Below are 20,345 nucleotides of genomic sequence, written 5' to 3'. Positions count from 1 at the left end.
TCGATGTGGCGCGCCGTTCTGGAAAGGCTTTCATGACGACGACCACCGTGGCGCCGCACGCGTCCCATTCCCGTCCGATCTCCGAGATTTCGCGTTTCCGGCGCGCGGCCGCGGCCGTAGGAACCCTGACACCGTTTCTGGCCCCGGCCGCCACGGACGATATGGCACCCGCGCTCCACGCGGACCGCGAGGAGCAGGCGATGCATCGACTTCGCCATCCGTTCGCGTCCGAATGAACAGTGCACCGGCCCGGCATTCGAGCCTTGGCCGTTACCGCGTGGTGGACATCCACCGCTGCCGCTGACGCAAGTCTCCCGCCGTCGGTGGGCCCCGGACCGTGGTGAAGCGAGAGGGCGACGCCGCCCCTGTCCCACCCGGAGGCCGAAGTACCTGTACGGAAGGCTGCTGACCGCCGCCGGGGCAGCCCAGGCCGGTAACCGAGGGCAGCGATCACCGACCTCTGTCGCCGCCATCGGCGCCCTTCTTCGCGACGACGGCGGACGGCTGGGCCAGAATGCGCGGGGTGGCCGGGTGGTAGGTTCCGGCGGTGGAGGAATCGGGCGTGACTGTGTCCGCCCGGGATCAGCCGACGGGGCCACCGGTGCGTGGCGAGTGCCACCTGTGGGAGACGCCCATCACCGGGTGGCCGGACCGGGACGATCCTCTCGATGACGAGGAGCGGCGACGGGCCGCCGCATTCACGCTGCCCCGAGCACGGCAGGTCTTCGTCGCCTCCCGGTCGGTGCAGCGGGTGATCGGAGCCCACTACCTGGCGATCCCGCCGCGGGACGTGCGGATCGTGCGGGACTGCGAACACTGCGGCGGACCTCACGGACGGCCCCGGTTCGTGGACGCCGATCTGGATTACTCCGTGTCGCACACCCGTGACCGTCTCGTCGTCGCGGTCGTGTCGGCGGGACGTGCCGGTGTCGACATCGAGGAGGGCGGTTCTCTCGGTGACGTGGAGCAGCTCGTGGCGCATTCGTGCACACCACGGGAGCGAGAGCACCTCGCCGCGTTGCCGCCGGACTGCCGTACCGAGGAGCTCCTCCGGCTGTGGACCCGCAAGGAGGCCGGGTCGAAGGTGACCGGGCACGGCCTGACCGCCGGTTTCCGCAGGCTGGACGCCATCGGCCCGGTCCTGGCCGCCGACCCGGCGCCCGAGGGCTGGCCCAGGGAGCCGATCCACCTCTACGACCTCCCGTCCGAGGGTGGGTGGCTCATGGCGCTGGCGGCGACGGTCCCGGTGTCCCGGATCGTGCGCCGCCGCCCCGAACCGCCGGCGCGCCCGGAGTGTCTCGTCTCACCGTCGCGCTAGGAGGGCCGCGACCGTGCCGAGGATCGACTCGGCGTGGTCCTGTTGGAAGAAGTGGCCGCCGGGCAGGACCCGTATGGTGGCGCCGGCGTGGCTGAGCTCGGTCCAGCGGTCCAGGCTCGACGGCGGCGCGTACGGGTCGTCGCTGCCCCCGAGCACGAGCAGCGGGCAGGGCAGCGGCTCGCCGGGCAGGTGCCGGTAGCGCTCGGCCATGGTGAAGTCCGCGCGCAGCATAGGCAGCACGAGCGCGAGGAACTCGGTGTTCGTGGCCAGTTCGGGGACGGTGCCGCCGAGGGCGATCACCTTCTCGAGCAGCTCGTCGTCGGGCAGGTGGCGGTAGGGCGTGCGCAACGACGGGGTCTGCGGCGCCCGGTGACCGGACACGGTGACCAATGCGGGGCCGGCGCCGCGGCGGCAGAGTTCTCGCGCGGTCTCGTAGGCCAGTAGCGCGCCCATGCTGTGACCGTACAGACCGTACGGGCGGGCGCCGAGGTCGTGCAGGTCGGCCAGCACGGCACCGGCGGTGGACCGGGCCAGGGCCGGAAGATCATCGGCGTACGGTTCGCCCCAGCGCTCCTGCCGCCCGGGGAGTTGCACCGCGGCGAGCTCCAGGCCGGGCGGCGCCAGCCCCGCCCACGGGCGGTAGACGCCCGCCGAGCCGCCGGCGTAGGGGAAGCAGTAGAGCCGTCCGTCACCCGGGCGCGACGTGGGCAGACGGTGGACGGGGGACCGTTCGGAGATGTGCAACGGGTGCGGCCTTCCTGGAGTTGTCGAAGTGGACATCCACGGTGATCCATGGTCCCGGCGGCCTGATCGGCTCCTCCGAGGATATGATCGGCCGACGGAACGGGGGAGGTTCTTGGCTTGTCAGCCGATCATGCATTGCTGCCCGAAAGTCCGACCAGGCGGTCGCCTTACCTGTTGCCTTTCTCGGGCGCCGACATCGACGGTACCGATGCGGTCGACCGTCCGATTCTGTTCTGTCCGCATGCCGTGAGCGGCAGCGCGGTCTCCTACGGCCAGCTGGCCAACCGCTTGCGACCCCATTTCCGGGTGTACGGGGTGCAGTGCTCCGAGGAGCCCGAGCAGCGCCACACCACTGTCGCGGACATGGCCAGGGTCTACACCGCGGAGCTGACCCGGCTGAGCCCGGTCGCGGAGTATCTGCTGTGCGGCTGGTCGATGGGTGGCGTGATAGCTCTCGAGATGGCCCGCCTGCTGATGGAGCGGGGCCACCCCGCCCGGGTCGTCATGATCGACTCGGAGGTCCCGGTCCCGCTGGAGAGCGGCGTCGACGACACGATCCTGGTCCGCTGGTTCGCCGAGGACATCACCATGTCACTGGGCCTGCCGCTGCTGCCCGAGCCGGCCGGCTTCGACACCCTGGGGCGGCACGGGCAGCTCGATCTGCTCGTCGCCCATCTCGGGCTGAGCCGGCGTGGTGACCGCCGCCGCTGGGTCGGTGACCTGGAACGCCGGCTGGAGTTGTTCATCACCAACATGCGCGCGGTGACAGCCCACCGTCCGCTCCGGACCGCCGTGCACGCCCTCTCACTGCAGGCCACCGATCCGTTGGGCGGCCCGTCGGACTGGAGCCCGTTCGTCTCCGGCTCGCTGCGAACCGTCCGGATCCCCGGCGGGCATTTCGCGATGTTGTCGGCGCCCGCGGTGGACCTGGTCGCCGACGAGGTCCGCGCCTTCCTGACCGCCCCGGCTCCTGGAGTCGGCCCGGCTCCCGGTGTCGGCCCGGCTCCCGGTGTCGACCCGGCTCCCGGAGCTGCCCCGGCTCCTGGAGTCGACCCGGTCGACGGCTGTCCACGGCACGCCGCCGCCCGGCCGGCCGAGCCTGAGCCCGCCGGCCCGCCGACGGTGCTCCGTGAGGCCGACGCACTACAGGCCGAGGCCATGTTCATGGAGTTGCAGACCAGGCGGGGGCACCGTAATCCGTACCCGATCTATCACCGCCTGCGCCAGCTCGCGCCGGTGTATCGCAGCCGCTCCGGCCTGGTCGTCCTGACCGGCTACGACGTCTGCACGGCGGGGATCCGGTCCGCCGACTTCCTGGTCGAGGATGCGGCCCTGCTGGACGACCGTGCGCCGGGCTGGCGTGCCAGCCCGGCCGACGAGGTGATGAGCCAGTCCCTGCTGCTGCTCAACCCACCCGATCACACCCGGCTGCGCGGCCTGCTGGCCAGGGGCTTCAGCGGTCGCCGGGTGCGGGAGCTGCAGCCGGCGGTGCAGCGGTTGGTCACCCAGCGGCTGGACGCGGTCGCTGACGCGGGCGCCGACGGGTCGCCTGTCGACCTGCACGACCTGTTCGCGCTGCCCCTGCCGATGGCGGTGATCGGCGCGCTGGTCGGTGTGCCCGAGGAGGACCTGACGTGGCTGCGCGAGCCCACCGCGGCGTTGTCGGTGGTGTTCGACCTGTTCGCCACCGACGAGTCGAACGCGGCCGCCGACGCCGCCGCCCGCCGGCTCCTGCCGTACTTCGAGGATCTCGTCGCGCAGCGCCGCCGTAGTCCCCGCGACGATCTGGTGTCGACCCTGGCGGCGGGTGCCCGCGAGGGCGCGCTGACCGACGCGGAGCTGGTGCGGTCCCTCATTCTGATCTTCGTGGCCGGGTTCGAGACGACGGTGAACCTTCTCACCAACGCGGTGAAGGCGCTGCTCGACCACCCCGATCAGCTCCGGCTGCTGCGCGCCGATCCGGAGCTGGCCGCCGCCGCGACCGAGGAGGCGCTGCGTTTCGAGGCCCCTGTGCAGGGCACCATGCGTACGGTGGTGACCGACACCCGGATCGGGGGCGTCACCGTCGAGGCCGGCAGTTCAGCGGTGCTGTTCTTCGGCGCTGCCAACCGTGACCCGGCCCGGTTCGAGCGGCCGGACGAGTTCGACATCCGGCGGCCGAGGCCCGCCTCCCTGAGTTTCGGTGGCGGCATCCATTACTGCCTGGGCGCCGCACTCGCCCGTCTCGAGTCCACGGTGGCTCTGCCGCACCTGTTCACCCGGTTCCCGGCGATCACCCTCGCCGGTACGCCGCTCCTTCGGCCGATCTTCAACCTACGCGGCTATTCGAGCCTGCCCGTCACGGTGCGCTGATCCGCCCGTCCCGAGCGAAGGAACATTCTGCCTGATGTCCGTCAACACCAGTCTCGCCAAGACCGGGTTCTTCCGGCTGTGCGTGGCGGAAGCCATCTCGTACGCCGGGGCTCAGCTCTCGGTCTTCGCCCTGCCGCTCGTGGCGGCCCTGTCCCTGCAGGCCGGCGCATGGGAGATGAGCCTGCTGGTGGCCGCCGGTTCGGCCGCCGACCTCGTACTGGGACTGTCCACCGGCGTGTGGGCCGATCGGTACGAGCGCACGCGGCTCATGCACATCGCGAACATGGGCCGGCTGCTGATCCTCGTCGCGCTTCCCGTGCTGTGGTGGGCCGACATGCTCACCGTGTGGATCCTGGCGGTGGCGGCGTTCGTGCTCGGGGCGTTGAGCCTGCTATTCCAGAGCGCGCTGGTGCCGTACCTCCCGCGCCTGGTCGGCAAGGAGCACATCGGGCGGGCCAACTCGTGGCTGGAGGGGACCCAGTCGGCCAGTGAGGTCGCGGGGCCCGGGCTCGCCGGCGTGATCGTCCAGGTGCTGGGGCCGCCGGTGGCGCTGCTGGTGGACGCGGCGACCTACGTGGTGAGCAGCGTGTCACTGCTGCGTCTTCCGAAGGCTCCGCCCAACCGGGCCGAGGGCGAGGGCAAGCCGCACGTGGCCGAGATCCGGGAGGGGCTGCGCCTGCTCCGCCGGGACCGATACCAGTGGCCCCTGGCGCTGGCGTCCACCCACTTCAACCTCTTCTGCTCGATGTTCGCCGCCCTCTACGTGCTGTTCGCGGTTCGTGTGGTGGGGCTGAGCCCGCTGCTGCTGGGCGTGATGACCGCCATCGGTGGGGTCGCCGGCCTGGTCGCGGCCGCCCTCAGTGGACGGATCACCGATCGGATCGGGCACGGCCCCACACTGGTGCTGTCCTACGTGCTGCCCGGTCTCACCGCGCTGCCGGTCGGTCTCACCCATCTCATGCCCCTGCCGTACGCGCTCGTCCTGATCGGCATCTCGCAGTTCACCTGGGCGTACAGCATCGTCACCATGCAGATCTCGATCGGGACCGTCCGCCAGACCCTGGTGCCGGACGCGGTGCTGGGCCGGATCACCGCCAGTGTGCGGTTCATGAGCTGGGGCATCATGCCGCTCGGCGCGCTGCTGGGCGGTGCTCTGGCCGAGACGTCGGTCGGCCTCGGCGGCACCCTGGTGATCTCCTCGACGGGGATGTGTTTCGCGGCGCTGTGGCCGCTGCTCAGCTCCGTCCGCAAGCTGCGGAGCCTGACCGGTGAGGAAGGCGGTGCGGACCGGGAGGCGCCGGTGTCCGATACCGCCGCCTCCCCGTGACGGCTGCCGGTCTCCGGGTGTCCCGGCCTTCGCCGGTGCGCCCGGAACCGGTCCGGCGGCTGCGGGAGGGTCAGGCCTGCCGGACCTCCGGGTGCTCGGTCGCGGCCGGCTGATATCCCAGCCGGTCGTTGACGACGAACATGGGGGTGTTGGTCGCGTCGCTGGAGGTGTAGGCCGCGGTCACTCCGGCCGGGCGGTCGCCGGGCTCGTCGAGCGGGGCGACGCGGTCGAACGTGTAGACGGCGTCGCGGCCCGCCTCGTCCAGGTCCACCAGGCACATCCCGTCCGGCGCGGCTGCCGCCGGGGGCGCCTGGCGCGGGTCGGTGACGGAGAATCGCCTGCTGCGCCGCCGCCGGTACCCGTGGCGTTCGGCGAACACGGCTGAGCCCTGCTCGTCGGGTCGCCATACGCGGACGGTGACCGCGCCGACCGAGCGCAGGTGCGCCTCGGCGTCGGCGAGCAGGGCGGTGCCGGCGCCACGCCGCCGGTGTCGGGGGTGCACGCCGACCGAGAGCACAGCCGCGCCCGGCTCGGAGGTGGTGTGATCGAGCATCGCGCTCGCGTAACCGGCGACCCGGCCGTCGAACTCCGCGACGACATATCGCGCCCGGGAACGTTCATTTACGGTCAGGAATGCGCGTTCACGCGATTCCACGGACTGAGCCGTGCACGGATGGATTTTCTGCTGGATCTCTGCCACAGCTCGAAGATCGCCGACCGTGGCGGGGCGTACGAGCATGAGGCGTTCCTATCACGTCATGCTGTGCGCTTTCTGCGAGTGCCACGAAAATGGCGGCCCGGTGGAGACGCGGCGCCCGGTGGCCGCTAGCCAGGCTTGCGCGCGAGGCGGCTCGGCGCGGCAGTCGTAGATGCTCTGAGCTGCTTGAACATACAAGCACCGAGCGATGATCGCGGATCTGCCCCGACTCGGCCGGCGAGCCCCCGACCCGACGAGTATGACATGTCGGCGCCGGCGCGGTGGTACCCGAGCCGGGTCGTGCCAGGCTGCGGCGACCTGAACTCGCGTTTTGGCAGGTGGCCCCGGGTATTGACATCCCGGGTTTTTATTTGGCGCACATGAATGCTTGACGCTGTGATTGCCGTCGGCCTACCGTCATCGCGTAGTCGATCATCTCCACGGGGGAGTAACTGTTGGCGGAGACAGCTGTCGCTGCCCTTTTTCCGGGCGTCGGCTCGCAATACTCCGGGATGGGGCGCGACCTTTCTCGCGCGCACCGGATCTACCGTGACACCCTGACCGAGGCCTCGGACGTCACGGGGACGGACATCGTCGCGCTGTGCCAGGAGCCGGATCACGCCGACCGGCTCAACCGGCAGGAGAACGCGCAGCTGTGCCTGCTGGCCGCCAGCGTGGCGACCTATCGCGTCCTGACCGTCGAGTGCGGGGTCCGGTTCGCCTGGTGCGCCGGGCACAGCCTCGGGGAGTACTCGGCACTGTGCAGCGCCGGAGTGCTCTCCTTCGCCGACGGACTGCGCCTGGTCGCCGCCCGCGCCCGCCTCATCCGGTCCGTCGCCGACGGGTTGGACGGCACCATGATGTGGGTCATCGGCCTCGACATGGCGGTCGTCGACAACCTCTGCGCCCAGCGCCGGGCTGCCGACGGCATCGAGGTCTACGTGTCGGCCCACGACGCCCCGTTGCAGGGGACCATCTCCGGCCGGACCGCCGACCTGCGAGCCTTCGCCGGTGACCTGGAGGCGCGTGGTGCCGTCGTCTATCCGTTGCGGATGGAGGGCCCCTACCACAGCCCGATGATGCGGCCCGCCGTCGCGCCGATGGCCGAGCTGCTCGACGGCGTCGCCTTCGGCGCCCCGACGGTGCCGGTGCTGTCCACGGTGGACGGCGGAGGCTACGACGACCCGGGCGCGAGCGCGGCCCGGCTGCGCGACCAGCTCGTCTCGCCGGTCCGCTGGCTCGACGTCCAGCGGCGGCTGGCACGGGCGGGCGCCGGCTCCGCCATCGAGGCCGGTCCCGGCAACGTGCTCAGCTTCCTGCTGGCCAAGGCCGCTCCGCAGATCCGGGCGTGGCCGGTGGACCGTGAGCCCGACCTGCCGGCGTTCGTCGACCGCACCCGGATCGGGCCGGACGACTACGCGCCCCTGATCCGCCGCTGCCTGCGGGTGGCGGCCAGCACCCGTACCCGTGTGCGGGGCCATGACGGCGAGACACTGGCCGCCCCGTACCGGCGGTTGTCGGCCCTGTGCGCCGACACCGAGCGCCGGGCGGCCGGCCGTGCCGACGCCGAGCAGGCCCTGCACGAGCTGTCCGCGGTGCTCGCTGCCCGCGGCGCCGACGTCACCGAGCGGCGCCGGCAGCTCAACCGGGCCCTCGACGGCAAGACCTGGCAGGTCTGAGACCGCCGGGGTCCCGCAGTTCCCGTACCGCATCGGCTCATCCCAGCGTCAGGAGAATCCCCGCGATGACTGCTTCCGTCCGCACGATCGGTGTTGTCGGCGCCGGAGCGATCGGCCGGACCGTCTGCGCCGACTTCGTGCTGCACGGGTTCCGGGTCGTCCTGGTGGACCAGGCGCCGGAGCAGTTCGACAGGGCCCGCGAGGTCCTCACCGAGGCGGTCCGCTTCGGCCCGGCCATGCGCCCGCAACTGCCGCGCCTGGACGTGGACGAGGCGCTGGCCGCCGTCGAGTGCACCACCGATCTCGGCCGGCTGGCCGGCTGCGAGCTGGTGGTCGAGAACGTCAGCGAGCACTGGCCCACCAAGCAGCAGCTGTACCGGCTGCTCGACGAGGTGCTGGCGCCCGGCACGATCCTGGCCGTCAACACCTCCAGCATCCCGATCGGCAAGCTGGCCGCCGAGACGTCCCGGCCCGACGCGGTGATCGGCGTGCACTTCATGAACCCGGCCTACGCGATCACCTCGGTGGAGGTGATGCGCGGCGCGGCCACCTCGGAGGACTGCCTGCGCCGTACCACCGGGATCCTCGCCGAACTGGGCAAGGAGGCGATCGTGGTCGGAGACTTCCCCGGCTTCGTCAGCAACCGGATCTCGCACCTGTTCTTCAACGAGGCGTGCCGGGTCGTCGAGGAGCAGGGCGTCGAGCCGCAGGTGGTCGACCAGATCTTCCGCAAGTGCTTCGGCCACCGCATGGGCCCGCTGGAGACCGCCGATCTGATCGGACTCGACACGGTGGCGCTGACCCTGGACGCCCTGCGCGAGAACACCGGCGACGAGCGGTTCCGGTGCAGCGACCTGCTGCGCGGGATGGTCGCCGAGGGACGGGTCGGGATGAAGTCCGGAAATGGTTTCTACCGCTACTGACCAGTGCGGCGAACACGAACGCGACGACAGACGGAGTGGCAGATGAGCGCGACGGCAGCCGAGATCGACCAGTTGGTCAGGGAGTACCTGGCCCAGCACGACACCGGCCCCGCCCCGGCGGCCGACGAGGACCTGTTCGAGACCGGGCGGATCAACTCGCTCTTCGTCGTACGGCTCTTCGGGTTCCTGGAGAAGCGCTTCCGGATCAAGGTCACCATGGACGACCTCGACCTGGCCAACTTCGCCACCATCGACAAGATCACCGGCTTCGTCCTGCGCAAGCAGGAGGCCGTCGGCGCCGGGCCCCGATAGCGCCGTGGACCATCTGCTGAGCCCCGACGAGGTCGCGCACCACGAGCGGCTGATCCGCCTCACCACGGAGGCGTGGCAGGACGACGCCGCCCGGTGGGAGGAGGCCGGCACGCTGCCCGACGAGGTGGTGCGCTGGTGCGCGGCCGAGGGCCTGCTCGGCGCCGCCCTGCCCGCCGAGGTGGGTGGCGGCGGCTGGACGGCGATCCGCACCGGCCTGCTGTACGAGGCGCTCGGTCGCACCAGTGCGTCACTCGCCTCGCTGGTCAACGTGCACGGCATGATGACGCAGACCCTGCACCGGTGGGGCAGCGACCAGCACCGCGCCACCGTCCTGCCGCCGCTGGCCGCCGGCGAGCGGGTCGCCGCGATCTGCATGACCGAGCCGCACGCCGGCAGCGACCTGGCCGCCGTCACCACCACGCTGACCGGTCACGACGCCCCGGTCCTCGACGGGACCAAGGTCTACATCACCTTCGGCGGTCTGGCCGACGTCTTCCTGGTTCTGGCACAACGTGACGGCCGCCCGGTCGGCTGCCTGGTCGACCGCAAGAACCCCGGCCTGCGCGTGCAGCCGATGGGCGCGGTGCTCGGCCTGCGCGCCGCCGCCCTGGCCAGGCTGGAGTTCCGCGACTGCGCCGTGGATCCCGGCGCGATTGTCGGCGCCGACGGCTTCGGGCTCAGTGTCCTCGTCCCGCACGCCCTCGAACACGGCCGGCACGCCGTGGCCTGGATGGCGGTCGGCATGCTGCGTGCCGTCTTCGCCGCCTGCGCCGCCTTCGCGTTGCGGCGCCGGGCGTTCGACCGGCCGATCGTCGAGTACGGGCAGATCCAGTCGATCCTGACCCGGATGGGCGCCGACCTGACCGCCGCCGAGCACCTGTGCGTGAGCGCCTCCCGGGCCCTCGACGCCGGCACCGCGGAGGCGACCAACCAGGTGCTGACCGCCAAGTACTTCGCCTGCCGCGCCGCCGAGGAGCACACCGCCCAGGCCGTTCAGCTGCTCGGCTCGTCCGGTGTGCTGGAGTCCGGTGTGGTGGCCCGCGCCTACCGCGACAGCAAGGTCCTCAACATCATCGAGGGGACCACCCAGATCCTCGAGCGCACCCTCGCACCCGAGTACGCGCGGGCCGCGACGAGGGGGCGGTGACCGTGCCGGACGAGTCCGACCTGCTCGCGGTGGCCGCCCTGGCCGTGGCCGTGGACTATGTCGCCTACCCGCAACCGTGCCGGTGGGAGCTGGTCACCGCGACCGGCACCCGGACGGTGGAGCTCGAGATCGGTCCCGGCGACACCGCCGCCACCCTGGCCGGGCGCATCGCCGACGCCCCGCCGGCGCCGGACGGCGACCGGCCCGTGTTCCGGGTGACGCTCGCCCCGGACGGCCCGGCCACCCCGCACGGGCACACGCTGCGGCTGCGCCCGGGGCCACCGCACAGCGTGACCGTCGAGCACGACGGCGACCCCGGCGACGAGGTCGCCACCCTGCTCCGGCGCATCGCCCCGAGCCTGCTGAGCGCCATGACCGGCGAACCGGACCGTCCCGTCGGGCGGATCCCGCTGCTCGACGACGCCGGCCGCGAGCTGCTGGCCGCCGCCAACGACACGGCCCGCGACTTCCCGGACGACCTGACTCTGGACGAGCTGCTGCGCAGGCAGGCCACCGAACGCCCGGACGCGGTCGCGATCAGCGCCGACCAGGACCGGCTGACCTTCGGCGAGCTGGACGAGCGGTCCACCCGGCTGGCCGGGTACCTGTCCCGGCACGGCGCCCAGCCCGGGCAGGTGGTGGCACTGCTGGCAGACCGGTGCCCGCAGTTCATGGTGGCGGTCTTCGCGATCCTCAAGGCCGGCTGTGCCTACCTTCCGCTGGACTCGCAGGCGCCCGTGCGGCGCAACGCCGAGCTGGTCGCGCAGAGCGGGGCGGCCGTCGTGCTCACCGTCGGCGGCGGGACCACTCCGGACGTACCCGCGAAGGTCTTCGATCTTGATGATCCGGAGCTGTACCGCGACGCGTCCGGGCCCACCGGCGTCTCCGCTGCCGCCGATCTGGCCTACGTCATCTACACCTCCGGCTCGACCGGACGGCCCAAGGGCGTGATGGTCGAGCATCGTTCGGTCGTCAACCGCCTCGCCTGGATGCAGCGCCGCTACCCGCTCGGGCCCGGCGACGTGCTGCTGCAGAAGACACCGACGATCTTCGATGTGTCGGTGTGGGAGCTGTTCTGGTGGCTGTTCAGCGGCTCCCGGCTGCACCTGCCCGCGCCCGGCATGGAGAAGTTCCCGATGGCGCTGACCGAGATCGTGCACCGGGAGAACGTCACGGTCATCCACTTCGTGCCGTCGATGCTGCGTGCCTACCTCGATCATCTCGCCTCGGCCGGCGCCGAGAGCCTGCCCACGCACCTGCGCTGGATCTTCTCCAGCGGCGAGATCCTGCCCGCGGAGACCGTCAACGCCTTCACCGCCCTGTTCGAGGGCGCCGGCACCCGGTTGGTCAACCTCTACGGTCCCACCGAGACCACGGTGGACGTCACCGCCTACGACTGTCCGCCCGGCCCGGTGTCCGGCCGCGTGCCGATCGGGAAGCCCATCGACAACACGCGCTGTCATGTGCTGCGGCACGGCAACCCGCTGCCGCCCGGCCTCTTCGGCGTCCTGCACGTGGCGGGGGCCGGTGTGGCCCGCGGCTACCTCGGCGACGAGGCCCTCACCAAGGCCCGGTTCGTGCCGGAGTCCGACGGCGACGGCCGGATGTACGACACCGGTGACATCGTGCGCCACCTGCCCTCCGGCGAGCTGGAGTTCCTCGGCAGAGCCGACCTCCAAATCAAGATCCGAGGGGTACGGGTGGACCCGGCCGAGATCGAGAACGAGCTCCTGGGCGCTCCCGGTGTGGTCGAATGCGCCGTTCACCTCGACCAGCGCGAACCCGACCTGGCGGTGCTGCACGCCTCGGTCACCGGCGATCCCGGCCGGCTCAGCGCCCGGGAGTTGCGCGCCCACCTCGCCGAACGGCTGCCGGCCTACCTGATCCCGGCCGTCTATCACCGGTTCGACGCGTTCCCCCGTACCGGGAGCGGCAAGGTCGACCGCCGGGCGCTGCAGGACCGCGAATTCGTCGCCACCGTCGCGCAGAGACTCTGAACGGGGACACCATGCAGTGGGTACTGGAACGACTGCGCTCGTACGGCGACCGCGAGGCGACGACCGGTTTCGGCGGCGCCACCACCTACACCGAACTGGCCGCCGAGGCGCAGCGGTGGACGGAGCGGCTGCCGGAGACGGGCCTGCCCGCCGGCGCGCCGGTCGCTGTCGTCGCCGACGCCCAGCCCGGGGCCATCGCCCTCATCGTCGCGCTGATGCTGCGCGGGCACACCGTGGTGCCGGTGGCCCCCGCCGATCCGCCCGCCGCACAGCGACAGCAGCGGCTGGACATCGCCCGGGTGGAGGCGGTGTTCGAGTTCGGCGCCGACGGAGGATGGCGGCACACCATCGTGCAGCCGCCCGCCGGTGAGACGCCGGCGCTGTTGCGACGGCTGCGGGCGGACGGCGAGCCCGGCCTGGTGCTGTTCTCCTCCGGCAGCACCGGAGCGGTCAAGGCCGCCCTGCTGTCGCTGACCACCCTCCTCGAGCGCTTCCGGACCCCCGGCCGGGCCATGCGGTCGCTGCAGTTCATGGCACTCGACCACATCGGCGGCGTGAACACGCTGTTCCACACCCTGCTCAGCGGGGGCGTCGCCGTCCTGGAGCCGCACCGCACCGCCGCGTCGGTCTGCCGGGCCGTCGAACGGCACCGCGTCGAGCTGATGCCCACCACCCCCACGTTCCTCAACATGCTGCTGATCTCCGGCGCCCACCGCGACGCCGACCTGTCGTCGCTCCGGCTGATCAGTTACGGCACCGAGCCCATGCGCGAGGTCACGCTCGCCCACGTCCGCGAGCAGTTCCCCGGGGTCCGGCTCAAGCAGACCTACGGGCTCACCGAGACCGGCATCCTGCCGACCCGGTCCCAGTCGTCGGACTCGCTGCTGATGCGCGTCGGCGGGGAGGGGTTCGAGACCCGGATCGTCGACGGGGTGCTGTGGATCCGGTCTGCCTCGGCCATGCTCGGGTACCTCAACGCCGAGTCCCCGATCGACGCCGACGGCTGGATGAACACCGGCGACGTGGTCGAGACCGCCGCCGACGGCTACCTGCGTATCGTCGGCCGCACCTCCAAGGTCATCAACGTCGGCGGCGAGAAGGTCCACCCCACCGAGGTCGAGAACGTGCTGCTGCAGGCCGGCAACGTGCGCGACGTGGTGGTCGGGTCCCGGCACAACGCGGTCACCGGGCAGGTCATCGCGGCCTACGTCGAGCTGCTCGAACCCGAGCCGCGCAGCGAGCTCAACCGCAGGCTGCGCGCCTTCTGTGCCGGCCGGATGTCGCCGCACCGGATCCCCGCGGTCTTCGTGATCGCCGACGGCCCCCTGTACGGCAACCGCTTCAAACGACAGGAGGAGCACCGATGAGTGACGCGCCGGTCACCGTGATCAGCGGCGGCAGCCGGGGCCTGGGGCTCGCGCTCACCCGGTACCTGCTCGACCGTGGCCACCGGGTGGCGACCTTCAGCCGCAGCGAGACCGACGAGCTGACCGAACTGCGCAAGAGCGTGGGGGAGGACCGGCTGTTCTGGTCCCGCGCCGACGCGACCGATCCGGACGCCGTCCAGGACTTCGCCGCCGAGGTCACCGGCCGCTTCCACCGCATCGACGCTCTGATCAACAACGCCGCGACCGGCCTGGACGGGCTGCTGACCCTGACCCGGGCCGAGGACATCACCCGGACCCTGGAGATCAACCTCACCGGGCCGGTGCTGCTCACCCGCGCCTGCGTCAAACCGATGATCGCCCGTCGCGGCGGGTGCGTCATCAACGTCTCCTCGATCAACGCCCTGCGCGGACAGCCCGGCGTCGCCGTCTACAGCGCTGCGAAGGCCGCCCTCGACGGCCTCACCCGCAGTCTCGCCCGGGAGCTGGGCCCGGCCGGGATCCGGGTGGTGGGCGTGGCCCCCGGCTACTTCGACAGCGAGATGACCGAGGGCATGTCCGCGGACCTGCGCCGGCGGGTCACCCGGCGTACCCCGCTGGGCCGGCTCGGCGACATCGGCGACCTGCTCGGTGTCTTCGGCTTCCTGCTGTCCGACGACGCCCGCTTCATCACCGGGGTGACGGTGCCGGTCGACGGCGGCTTCACCTGTTGACGCCGGTGGTACCCCGTACCGCCGGCCCGAGCCACACCGACCGGGAGGTCGTCATGAACGTCGAGACCGTTGTCCACAGCGTCGTGCTGGAGGTCGTCAACGAGGTCGCCGGCCCGCGCGAACACCTCGCCGCGGACCAGCAGCTCGTCGCCGATCTGGGGCTGCGCTCGCTCGACCTGGCCCGGATCGTGGCCGTGCTGGAGATCGAGGTCGGCCACGACCCGTTCCTCAAGGACGTCCCCGTCACCTCGGTGCGCACCGTCGGCGACCTCGTCGCCGCCTACCTCGGCACCCTCGCGCCGCAGCCCACCGAACCGGCCCCGGCCGGCCGCCGCGCCGTCGACCCCACCGCCCGCGCGCTGCGTGCCGCCGCCCGCGAGGGCCGGCCGTGACCGCGGGCGCCGCCGGGAACGAGACCCCGGCTCTCGCTGACGGGCGGATCGCCGTCGTCGGCATGGCCGGACGGTTCCCGGGCGCGCCCGACATCGACGCGTACTGGGCGAACATCCTCGCCGGCCGCGACTGCCTCACCGACCTCACCACCGGGCAGTTGCGGGCCGCCGGCGTCGACCCCGCCCTGATCGAGGACCCCGCCTACGTGCCGTCGGCCGCCCTGCTCGACGACATCGACCGCTTCGACGCCACCCTGTTCGGCTACTCCGCCCGGGAAGCCGCGATCATGGACCCGCAGCAGCGCCTGTTCCTGCAGACCTGCTGGACGGCCCTGGAGCACGCCGGCCGGCTGGACCCGGACGCGGCGCCCGCATCGGTCGGCGTCTTCGCCGGCGCCGGCGGGGTGCTGGCCGGCTACCTGCCGGGACTGCTGGCCGGCGCCCGCCCGCAGGACACCACCGCCTCCCTCGAGCACCTCGGCAACGACAAGGACTTCCTCACCACCCGGGTGTCCTACAAGCTCAACCTGACCGGCCCCAGCCTCGCCGTGCAGACGGCTTGCTCCACCTCGCTGGTGGCGGTCCACCTGGCCGTGCAGAGCCTGCTCGCCGGCGAGTGCGCCACGGCCCTGGCCGGCGGCGTCACCGTCCGGGTGCCCGCCGAGCAGGGATATCTGCACCGTGACGGCAGCATCCTGGCACCCGACGGCCGCTGCCGGCCGTTCGACGCCGCCGCCGCCGGAACCGTCTTCGGCAGCGGTGTCGGCGCCGTCGTGCTGCGGCCGCTGGCCGACGCCCTCCGCGACGGCGACACCGTCTACGCCGTCCTCCGCGGGACCGCTGTCACCAACGACGGCGGCGGCAAGACCAGCTACGGCGCGTCCAGCGAGTCCGGGCAGCTCGCCGCCATGCGCGAGGCGATCGCCGTGTCCGGTGTGGACCCGGCCACCATCGGCTACGCGGAGGCGCACGGCACCGGAACGTTCCTCGGCGACCCGCTGGAGTTCGCCGCCCTCGGCAAGGCGGTCGGGCCGGGCGCCCGGTGCGCCATCGGCTCGGTCAAGGCGCTCATCGGGCACACCGAGGCGGCTGCCGGCGTGGCCGGGCTCATCAAAGCGGTGCTCGCCCTGCACCACGCGACCATCCCGGGTAGCCCGCACGTGCGTACCCCCAACCCTCGGCTGCGGATCGACGACTCCGCGCTGTACCTGCCGTCGGCGCCGGAGCCCTGGACGGCCCCGGTACGCCGGGCGGTGGTGAACTCCCTCGGCATCGGCGGCACCAACGCCTTCGCCGTCCTCGAACAGGCGCCACCGGCCCCGCCCGCCCCGGCAGCGCTGCCGGTCGAGACGATCAGCCTGTCCGCCCGTACCCCTGAAGGTCTGTTGGAGACGGTCGGGCGCTGGGCCGACGCGCTCACCGCGACCGACGGCCCCGCCCTCGCCGATCTCGCGCACACCAGCCACGTCGGACGGCGGCGTCTGCCGCACCGGGTGACCGTCGTGGCCGAGAGCCCGGCCACCGCCGCCGCACGGTTACGGCAGTGGCGCGACCAGGGCCAGGCTCCCGACGTCCGCGCGGCCGGTCAGGTCGCGGCCCGGCCGAAGGTGGCGTTCCTGTTCTCCGGGCAGGGTTCCCAGTACCCGGCCATGGCTCAGGACCTCTACCAGCGACATCCCACGTTCCGGGAGCTGATCGATCGGGACGCCGCCACCTATGCCGACCTGACCGGGGTCCCGCTGGCCGACGTGCTGTTCGACCCGGACCGCTCGGCCGGCCTGCTGCGCAGGGCTGAGCTGCTGCAACCGGCCATGTTCCTGCTGGAGACCGCCCTCTGCGACCTGTGGGCCGTCTGGGGGGTGCGGCCGGCCGCGGTCGCCGGGCACAGCCTCGGCGAGTACGCCGCCGCCCACGCCGCCTCGATCATCAGTCGTGCCGACGGGCTGCGTCTGGTCGCCGAACGCGGCCGGATCATCGCCGGGCTCCCCACCGGCGGCCGCATGCTCGTCGTCGCCTGCCCCGACGAGCAGGCGCTGCACCACCTCGTCGCCCCGTACGTCACCGACCTCGCGGTGGCGGGCTACAACAGCCCCGACCGGTACCTGATCTCCGGCGCGGCCGACGCCGTCGACGCGGTCCGGGACGCCTGTGCCCGGCACCGCTGGGCGACGGTGCCGCTGGACACCACCCACGCCTTCCACTCACCACTCGTCGCCGACGCGGCCGTGCCACTGGCAGCGGCCGCCCGCGACGTCACCCACCATGAGCCGTCGCTGCCGCTGGCCACCATCCTCACCGGGCGCTACGCCGAACCGGGCGAGGTCGGGCCCGGCTACTGGCCGCGGCAACTGCTCGCCCCGGTCCGGTTCCGGGAGGCGATCGCCACCCTGCTGGCCGACGGCTTCGACCGGTTCGTGGAGGTCGGGCCCGGCAACGGGCTGGCCGCGCTCGGCCGTACCCAGACCCCCGGCCGGCCGGGGGCCTGGCTGCCGACCCTGTTGCCCCGGGCCGCGGACACCGCCACCGTGCAGCACACCCTCACCCAGCTCGACCTCGCCGGTGTGCCCGTCGACTGGGCCGCCTTCCACCGGCCGCTGCGCCGCCGCCGGGTCGCCGCACCGACCTACCCGTTCGCCCGAGACCGGCACTGGGCCCAGGCCGGGCCCTCCGGCGACGGCCCGGCACGGCCCGCGACACCCGCGCTGCGGCCGCTGGCTCTGCCGCACAGCAGCGAGCGGCGATGGGAGACCACGATCGCCGCGGACTCCCCGCGAATCCTGCCCGACCACGTCATCCACGGCCGCGTGATCGTGCCCGGCGCCTATCTCCTGGCCTGTCTCGCCGAGACCACCGGCGCCCCGGTGATCGCCGACGACGTGATCTTCCCGGAGCCGCTCGCCCCGGCCGAGGCGGCGGCGCCGGTGCAGGTGGTGCTACGGCCCGCTACGGGCGGTGGACACGACGCGACCGTGCTCGGCCTGCATCCGGGCGACGACCCGCACATCGACCGGGCGTGGCACGTGCACGCCGAGGCGCGGCTGCGGACCCCGACCGCCGAGGACGTCTCCGGGCACGCCGTGACACCCGACGCGGCGTCGGCCGCCGGGGCCTTCGAGACCGGCGATGACGTGTACGACCGGCTCGCCGCCCGAGGGCTGCGCCTGGGCCCCGCGTTCCGGTGGATCGTCCGGATGCGCCGCCACGGTGACACCGCCGAGGCAGAGCTGCGCCGCCCGGCCGCACTCGACCCGGACAGCCGTCCGGCTCGTGCCGTGCTCATCGACTCCTGCATCCAGGCCGCCATCGCCGCCGGTCCGGACGGCGACGGCCTGTACCTGCCGTTCCGGATCGACCAGGCGGAGCTCGACCCGCACGTCACGGTGCCGGACGACGCGGTCGTCACCGTCCGGCTGCGGCCGCCGGCCGGTTCGGCCCGGTTCGTCGCCGACGTGCTGGTGACCGCCCCCGGCGGCACCCGGCCGGTCCGACTGACCGGCCTGGAGCTGCGGCGGGTCACCGGCGACTTCACCGGCCGGGCCCGTCCCGTCCCCGTCCACCACCAGAGCTGGGAGCCCCGGCCGGGCGGCTACAGCCCGTCCACCCCGGCCGGCCGCTGGGTCGTCGTCACCGACCGGGGCGGGGTCGGCCACGACATCGCCGAGCGGCTGCGTGCCGGGGGAGCGACAGTCACCGAGGCGGAGCCCGGCGACCTGAGTGGGCTCGCCGGGGCCACCGGAGTGGTGTACTGCCCGGCTCTCGACCTGACCGTTCCGGACACCGCGACCACGCCCCCGGCCGCGCTCACCGGACTCGCCGCCCTGGTCGCGGCCGCCCCGCACGTCGAACGCTGTGCGGTGCTCACCGCCGGGGCGGTCGCCGTGCACGGCCCGGCCGACGTGGTCCGCCCGCTCGCGTCGGCGATCTGGGGGCTGGCCCGCACCGCTGCACTGGAGGCCCCGGAGCTGGGCGTCCAGCTGATCGACCTGGACCCGGCCGACCTGGCGGGCTCGGTCGCCCGGCTGCCCGGCCTGCTCACCGGCTCCGCGGGGGAGAACGCGATCCGTGCGGGCGTGACGTTCCGGCCGCTCCTGGTCGTGGCACCCGACCCGGCCGTACCACTGCGTGCGGCCGGGGACGGCACGTACCTGATCACCGGCGGTCTCGGCGCGCTGGGCCGGCACCTGGCCCGCCGGCTGGCCGCGGCCGGCGCCGGCCGTCTGATCCTGTGCGGACGGCGGACCGGGTCCGCGGAGGTGGCCGCACTCGCCGCCGACCTGACCGCGGCCGGCACACCCACCCGCATCGTGGCCCTCGACGTCACCGACGGCCCCGCCGTCCACGCGCTGATCGCCGGCCTGCGCGGCGAGCGGCTGCGCGGAGTCTTCCACCTCGCGGGAGTCGTCGAGGACGCGGTGCTGTCCCGGCTCACCCCGGAGGCCTTCGAGCGGGTCCTGGCGCCCAAGGTCACCGGCGCCTGGCATCTCCACGAGGCGACCCGGGGCCTGGACCTCGACCATTTCGTGACGGCCTCGTCGACCGCCGGGCTGCTCGGCTCCGCCGGACAGGGGCACTACGCCGCCGCCAACACGTTCCTCGACGGTCTCGCCCACCACCGGCGAGGACTCGGCCTGCCCGCGCTGAGCGCCGATCTCGGCCCGCTCGACGACGGCATGGCGGCCCGGATGCCGGCCCTGCACCGCGACCGGCTCACCGCCAACGGATTCACCCCGGCCGGTCTCGATGCGGTGGTCACCGCGCTCGGCACGGCGATGAGCTCCGGCGTGGCGCAGGCCTGCCTCGCCGTCGTCGACTGGCCCGCCTACCTGGCCCGGCTGCCGCACGGCGCTCTGACCGACAACGTGCCGGCCGGCGTACGCGCCACGGCAGCCGCCGACACCGCCGCCCTGGACCGGCTCCTCGCCGGCGACCCGGCCCACCGTCCGGCCCAGGCCCGCGCCTATCTCGCCACCGTGGTCGCCGAACGTCTCGGCATGCCGGCCGTCGACCTCGACCCCGACGCCGACCTCGCCGGGTACGGCCTCGACTCGATGCTCGCCATCGAGATCCGCGCCCGGGTCCGCACCGACACCGGCTATGTCCTGCAGTTGCAGCAGCTCATCGACGGCGCCCGGCTCGGCCCGCTCGGCGACTCCCTCGCCGCGGGGCTGGCCCCGGCCGGGCCCGCCGCTGCCCCGCCACCCGATGCCGCAGCCACCCCACCCGATGCCGCAGCCGCGGCGGGCATCACGGGCGAGCTCACCCCCGAGGCGGCCGCCGAGTTGCTGGCCGCCGGTGTCGACGACGCCGACCTCGACGCCCTCGAAGCGCTGCTCGACGCGTCCGGACTGGAGGCCTGACC

At 72.9% G+C, this 20,345-nt stretch carries 15 protein-coding genes; 13 read left to right on the top strand and 2 right to left on the bottom strand.

Annotated elements, in window-relative coordinates; genetic code table 11:
• Nucleotides 1-32 precede the first annotated feature (32 nt).
• The gene (locus ACQPZW_RS37555; protein ID WP_433790763.1) at nucleotides 33-236 is read left to right on the top strand and encodes a hypothetical protein; all 204 of its coding nucleotides are present in this window, start codon (nucleotides 33-35) and stop codon (nucleotides 234-236) included.
• A 326-nt stretch (nucleotides 237-562) separates the two neighbouring features.
• Nucleotides 563-1,318, top strand: a complete 756-nt coding sequence (locus ACQPZW_RS37550; RefSeq protein WP_433790762.1) for a 4'-phosphopantetheinyl transferase family protein — start codon at nucleotides 563-565, stop codon at nucleotides 1,316-1,318.
• Here the strand turns inward: ACQPZW_RS37550 and ACQPZW_RS37545 are convergent.
• Nucleotides 1,304-2,098 carry a thioesterase II family protein gene (locus tag ACQPZW_RS37545; RefSeq protein ID WP_433790761.1) on the bottom strand — a complete coding sequence of 265 codons (795 nt, stop codon included), beginning with the start codon at nucleotides 2,096-2,098 and terminating at the stop codon, nucleotides 1,304-1,306. The two genes, ACQPZW_RS37550 and ACQPZW_RS37545, sit on opposite strands and share 15 nt — an antisense overlap.
• 210 nt (nucleotides 2,099-2,308) lie before the next feature.
• Here ACQPZW_RS37545 and ACQPZW_RS37540 point away from each other — a divergent pair, with 210 nt between their 5' ends.
• Nucleotides 2,309-4,414, top strand: a complete 2,106-nt coding sequence (locus ACQPZW_RS37540) for a cytochrome P450 (RefSeq protein WP_433790760.1) — start codon at nucleotides 2,309-2,311, stop codon at nucleotides 4,412-4,414.
• 34 nt (nucleotides 4,415-4,448) lie between these two features.
• Nucleotides 4,449-5,741, top strand: a complete 1,293-nt coding sequence (locus tag ACQPZW_RS37535; protein ID WP_433790759.1) for an MFS transporter — start codon at nucleotides 4,449-4,451, stop codon at nucleotides 5,739-5,741.
• A 70-nt stretch (nucleotides 5,742-5,811) separates the two neighbouring features.
• Here the strand turns inward: ACQPZW_RS37535 and ACQPZW_RS37530 are convergent, their stop codons facing one another.
• A complete protein-coding gene (locus tag ACQPZW_RS37530; RefSeq protein ID WP_433790758.1) occupies nucleotides 5,812-6,480 on the bottom strand; it encodes an N-acetyltransferase family protein in 669 nt (222 codons plus the stop codon).
• Nucleotides 6,481-6,893: 413 nt separating this feature from the next.
• Between ACQPZW_RS37530 and ACQPZW_RS37525 the strand changes: the two genes are divergently transcribed.
• The 9 genes from ACQPZW_RS37525 to ACQPZW_RS37485 all read left to right on the top strand — a co-directional run bounded on the left by ACQPZW_RS37525 (nucleotide 6,894) and on the right by ACQPZW_RS37485 (nucleotide 20,343).
• Nucleotides 6,894-8,117, top strand: a complete 1,224-nt coding sequence (locus ACQPZW_RS37525; RefSeq protein WP_433790757.1) for an ACP S-malonyltransferase — start codon at nucleotides 6,894-6,896, stop codon at nucleotides 8,115-8,117.
• A gap of 65 nt (nucleotides 8,118-8,182) precedes the next feature.
• Nucleotides 8,183-9,040 carry a 3-hydroxyacyl-CoA dehydrogenase family protein gene (locus ACQPZW_RS37520; protein WP_433790755.1) on the top strand — a complete coding sequence of 286 codons (858 nt, stop codon included), beginning with the start codon at nucleotides 8,183-8,185 and terminating at the stop codon, nucleotides 9,038-9,040.
• Nucleotides 9,041-9,082: 42 nt separating this feature from the next.
• On the top strand, nucleotides 9,083-9,352 hold the full coding sequence (locus tag ACQPZW_RS37515) for an acyl carrier protein (RefSeq protein ID WP_433790754.1): 270 nt from the start codon (nucleotides 9,083-9,085) through the stop codon (nucleotides 9,350-9,352).
• Nucleotides 9,353-9,356: 4 nt separating this feature from the next.
• Complete coding sequence (locus ACQPZW_RS37510) at nucleotides 9,357-10,499, top strand: acyl-CoA dehydrogenase family protein (protein ID WP_433790753.1); 1,143 nt, start codon at nucleotides 9,357-9,359, stop codon at nucleotides 10,497-10,499.
• Nucleotides 10,496-12,496, top strand: coding sequence for an amino acid adenylation domain-containing protein (locus ACQPZW_RS37505; RefSeq protein ID WP_433790752.1), 2,001 nt, complete (start codon nucleotides 10,496-10,498; stop codon nucleotides 12,494-12,496). The genes ACQPZW_RS37510 and ACQPZW_RS37505 overlap by 4 nt, the downstream gene beginning before the upstream one ends.
• 11 nt (nucleotides 12,497-12,507) lie before the next feature.
• The gene (locus ACQPZW_RS37500; protein ID WP_433790751.1) at nucleotides 12,508-13,863 is read left to right on the top strand and encodes an ANL family adenylate-forming protein; all 1,356 of its coding nucleotides are present in this window, start codon (nucleotides 12,508-12,510) and stop codon (nucleotides 13,861-13,863) included.
• A complete protein-coding gene (locus ACQPZW_RS37495) occupies nucleotides 13,860-14,594 on the top strand; it encodes an SDR family NAD(P)-dependent oxidoreductase (protein ID WP_433790750.1) in 735 nt (244 codons plus the stop codon). The genes ACQPZW_RS37500 and ACQPZW_RS37495 overlap by 4 nt, the downstream gene beginning before the upstream one ends.
• Nucleotides 14,595-14,647: 53 nt before the next feature.
• Nucleotides 14,648-14,986, top strand: coding sequence for an acyl carrier protein (locus ACQPZW_RS37490; RefSeq protein WP_433790749.1), 339 nt, complete (start codon nucleotides 14,648-14,650; stop codon nucleotides 14,984-14,986).
• Nucleotides 14,983-20,343, top strand: coding sequence for a type I polyketide synthase (locus ACQPZW_RS37485; protein WP_433790748.1), 5,361 nt, complete (start codon nucleotides 14,983-14,985; stop codon nucleotides 20,341-20,343). The genes ACQPZW_RS37490 and ACQPZW_RS37485 overlap by 4 nt, the downstream gene beginning before the upstream one ends.
• Nucleotides 20,344-20,345 lie beyond the last annotated feature (2 nt).

The organism is Actinoplanes sp. CA-252034, from assembly GCF_050956125.1.
GTDB lineage: Bacteria > Actinomycetota > Actinomycetes > Mycobacteriales > Micromonosporaceae > Actinoplanes.
The sequence above is the reverse complement of the archived record's forward strand: the minus strand, read 5'-3'. Positions and strand labels throughout refer to the sequence as shown.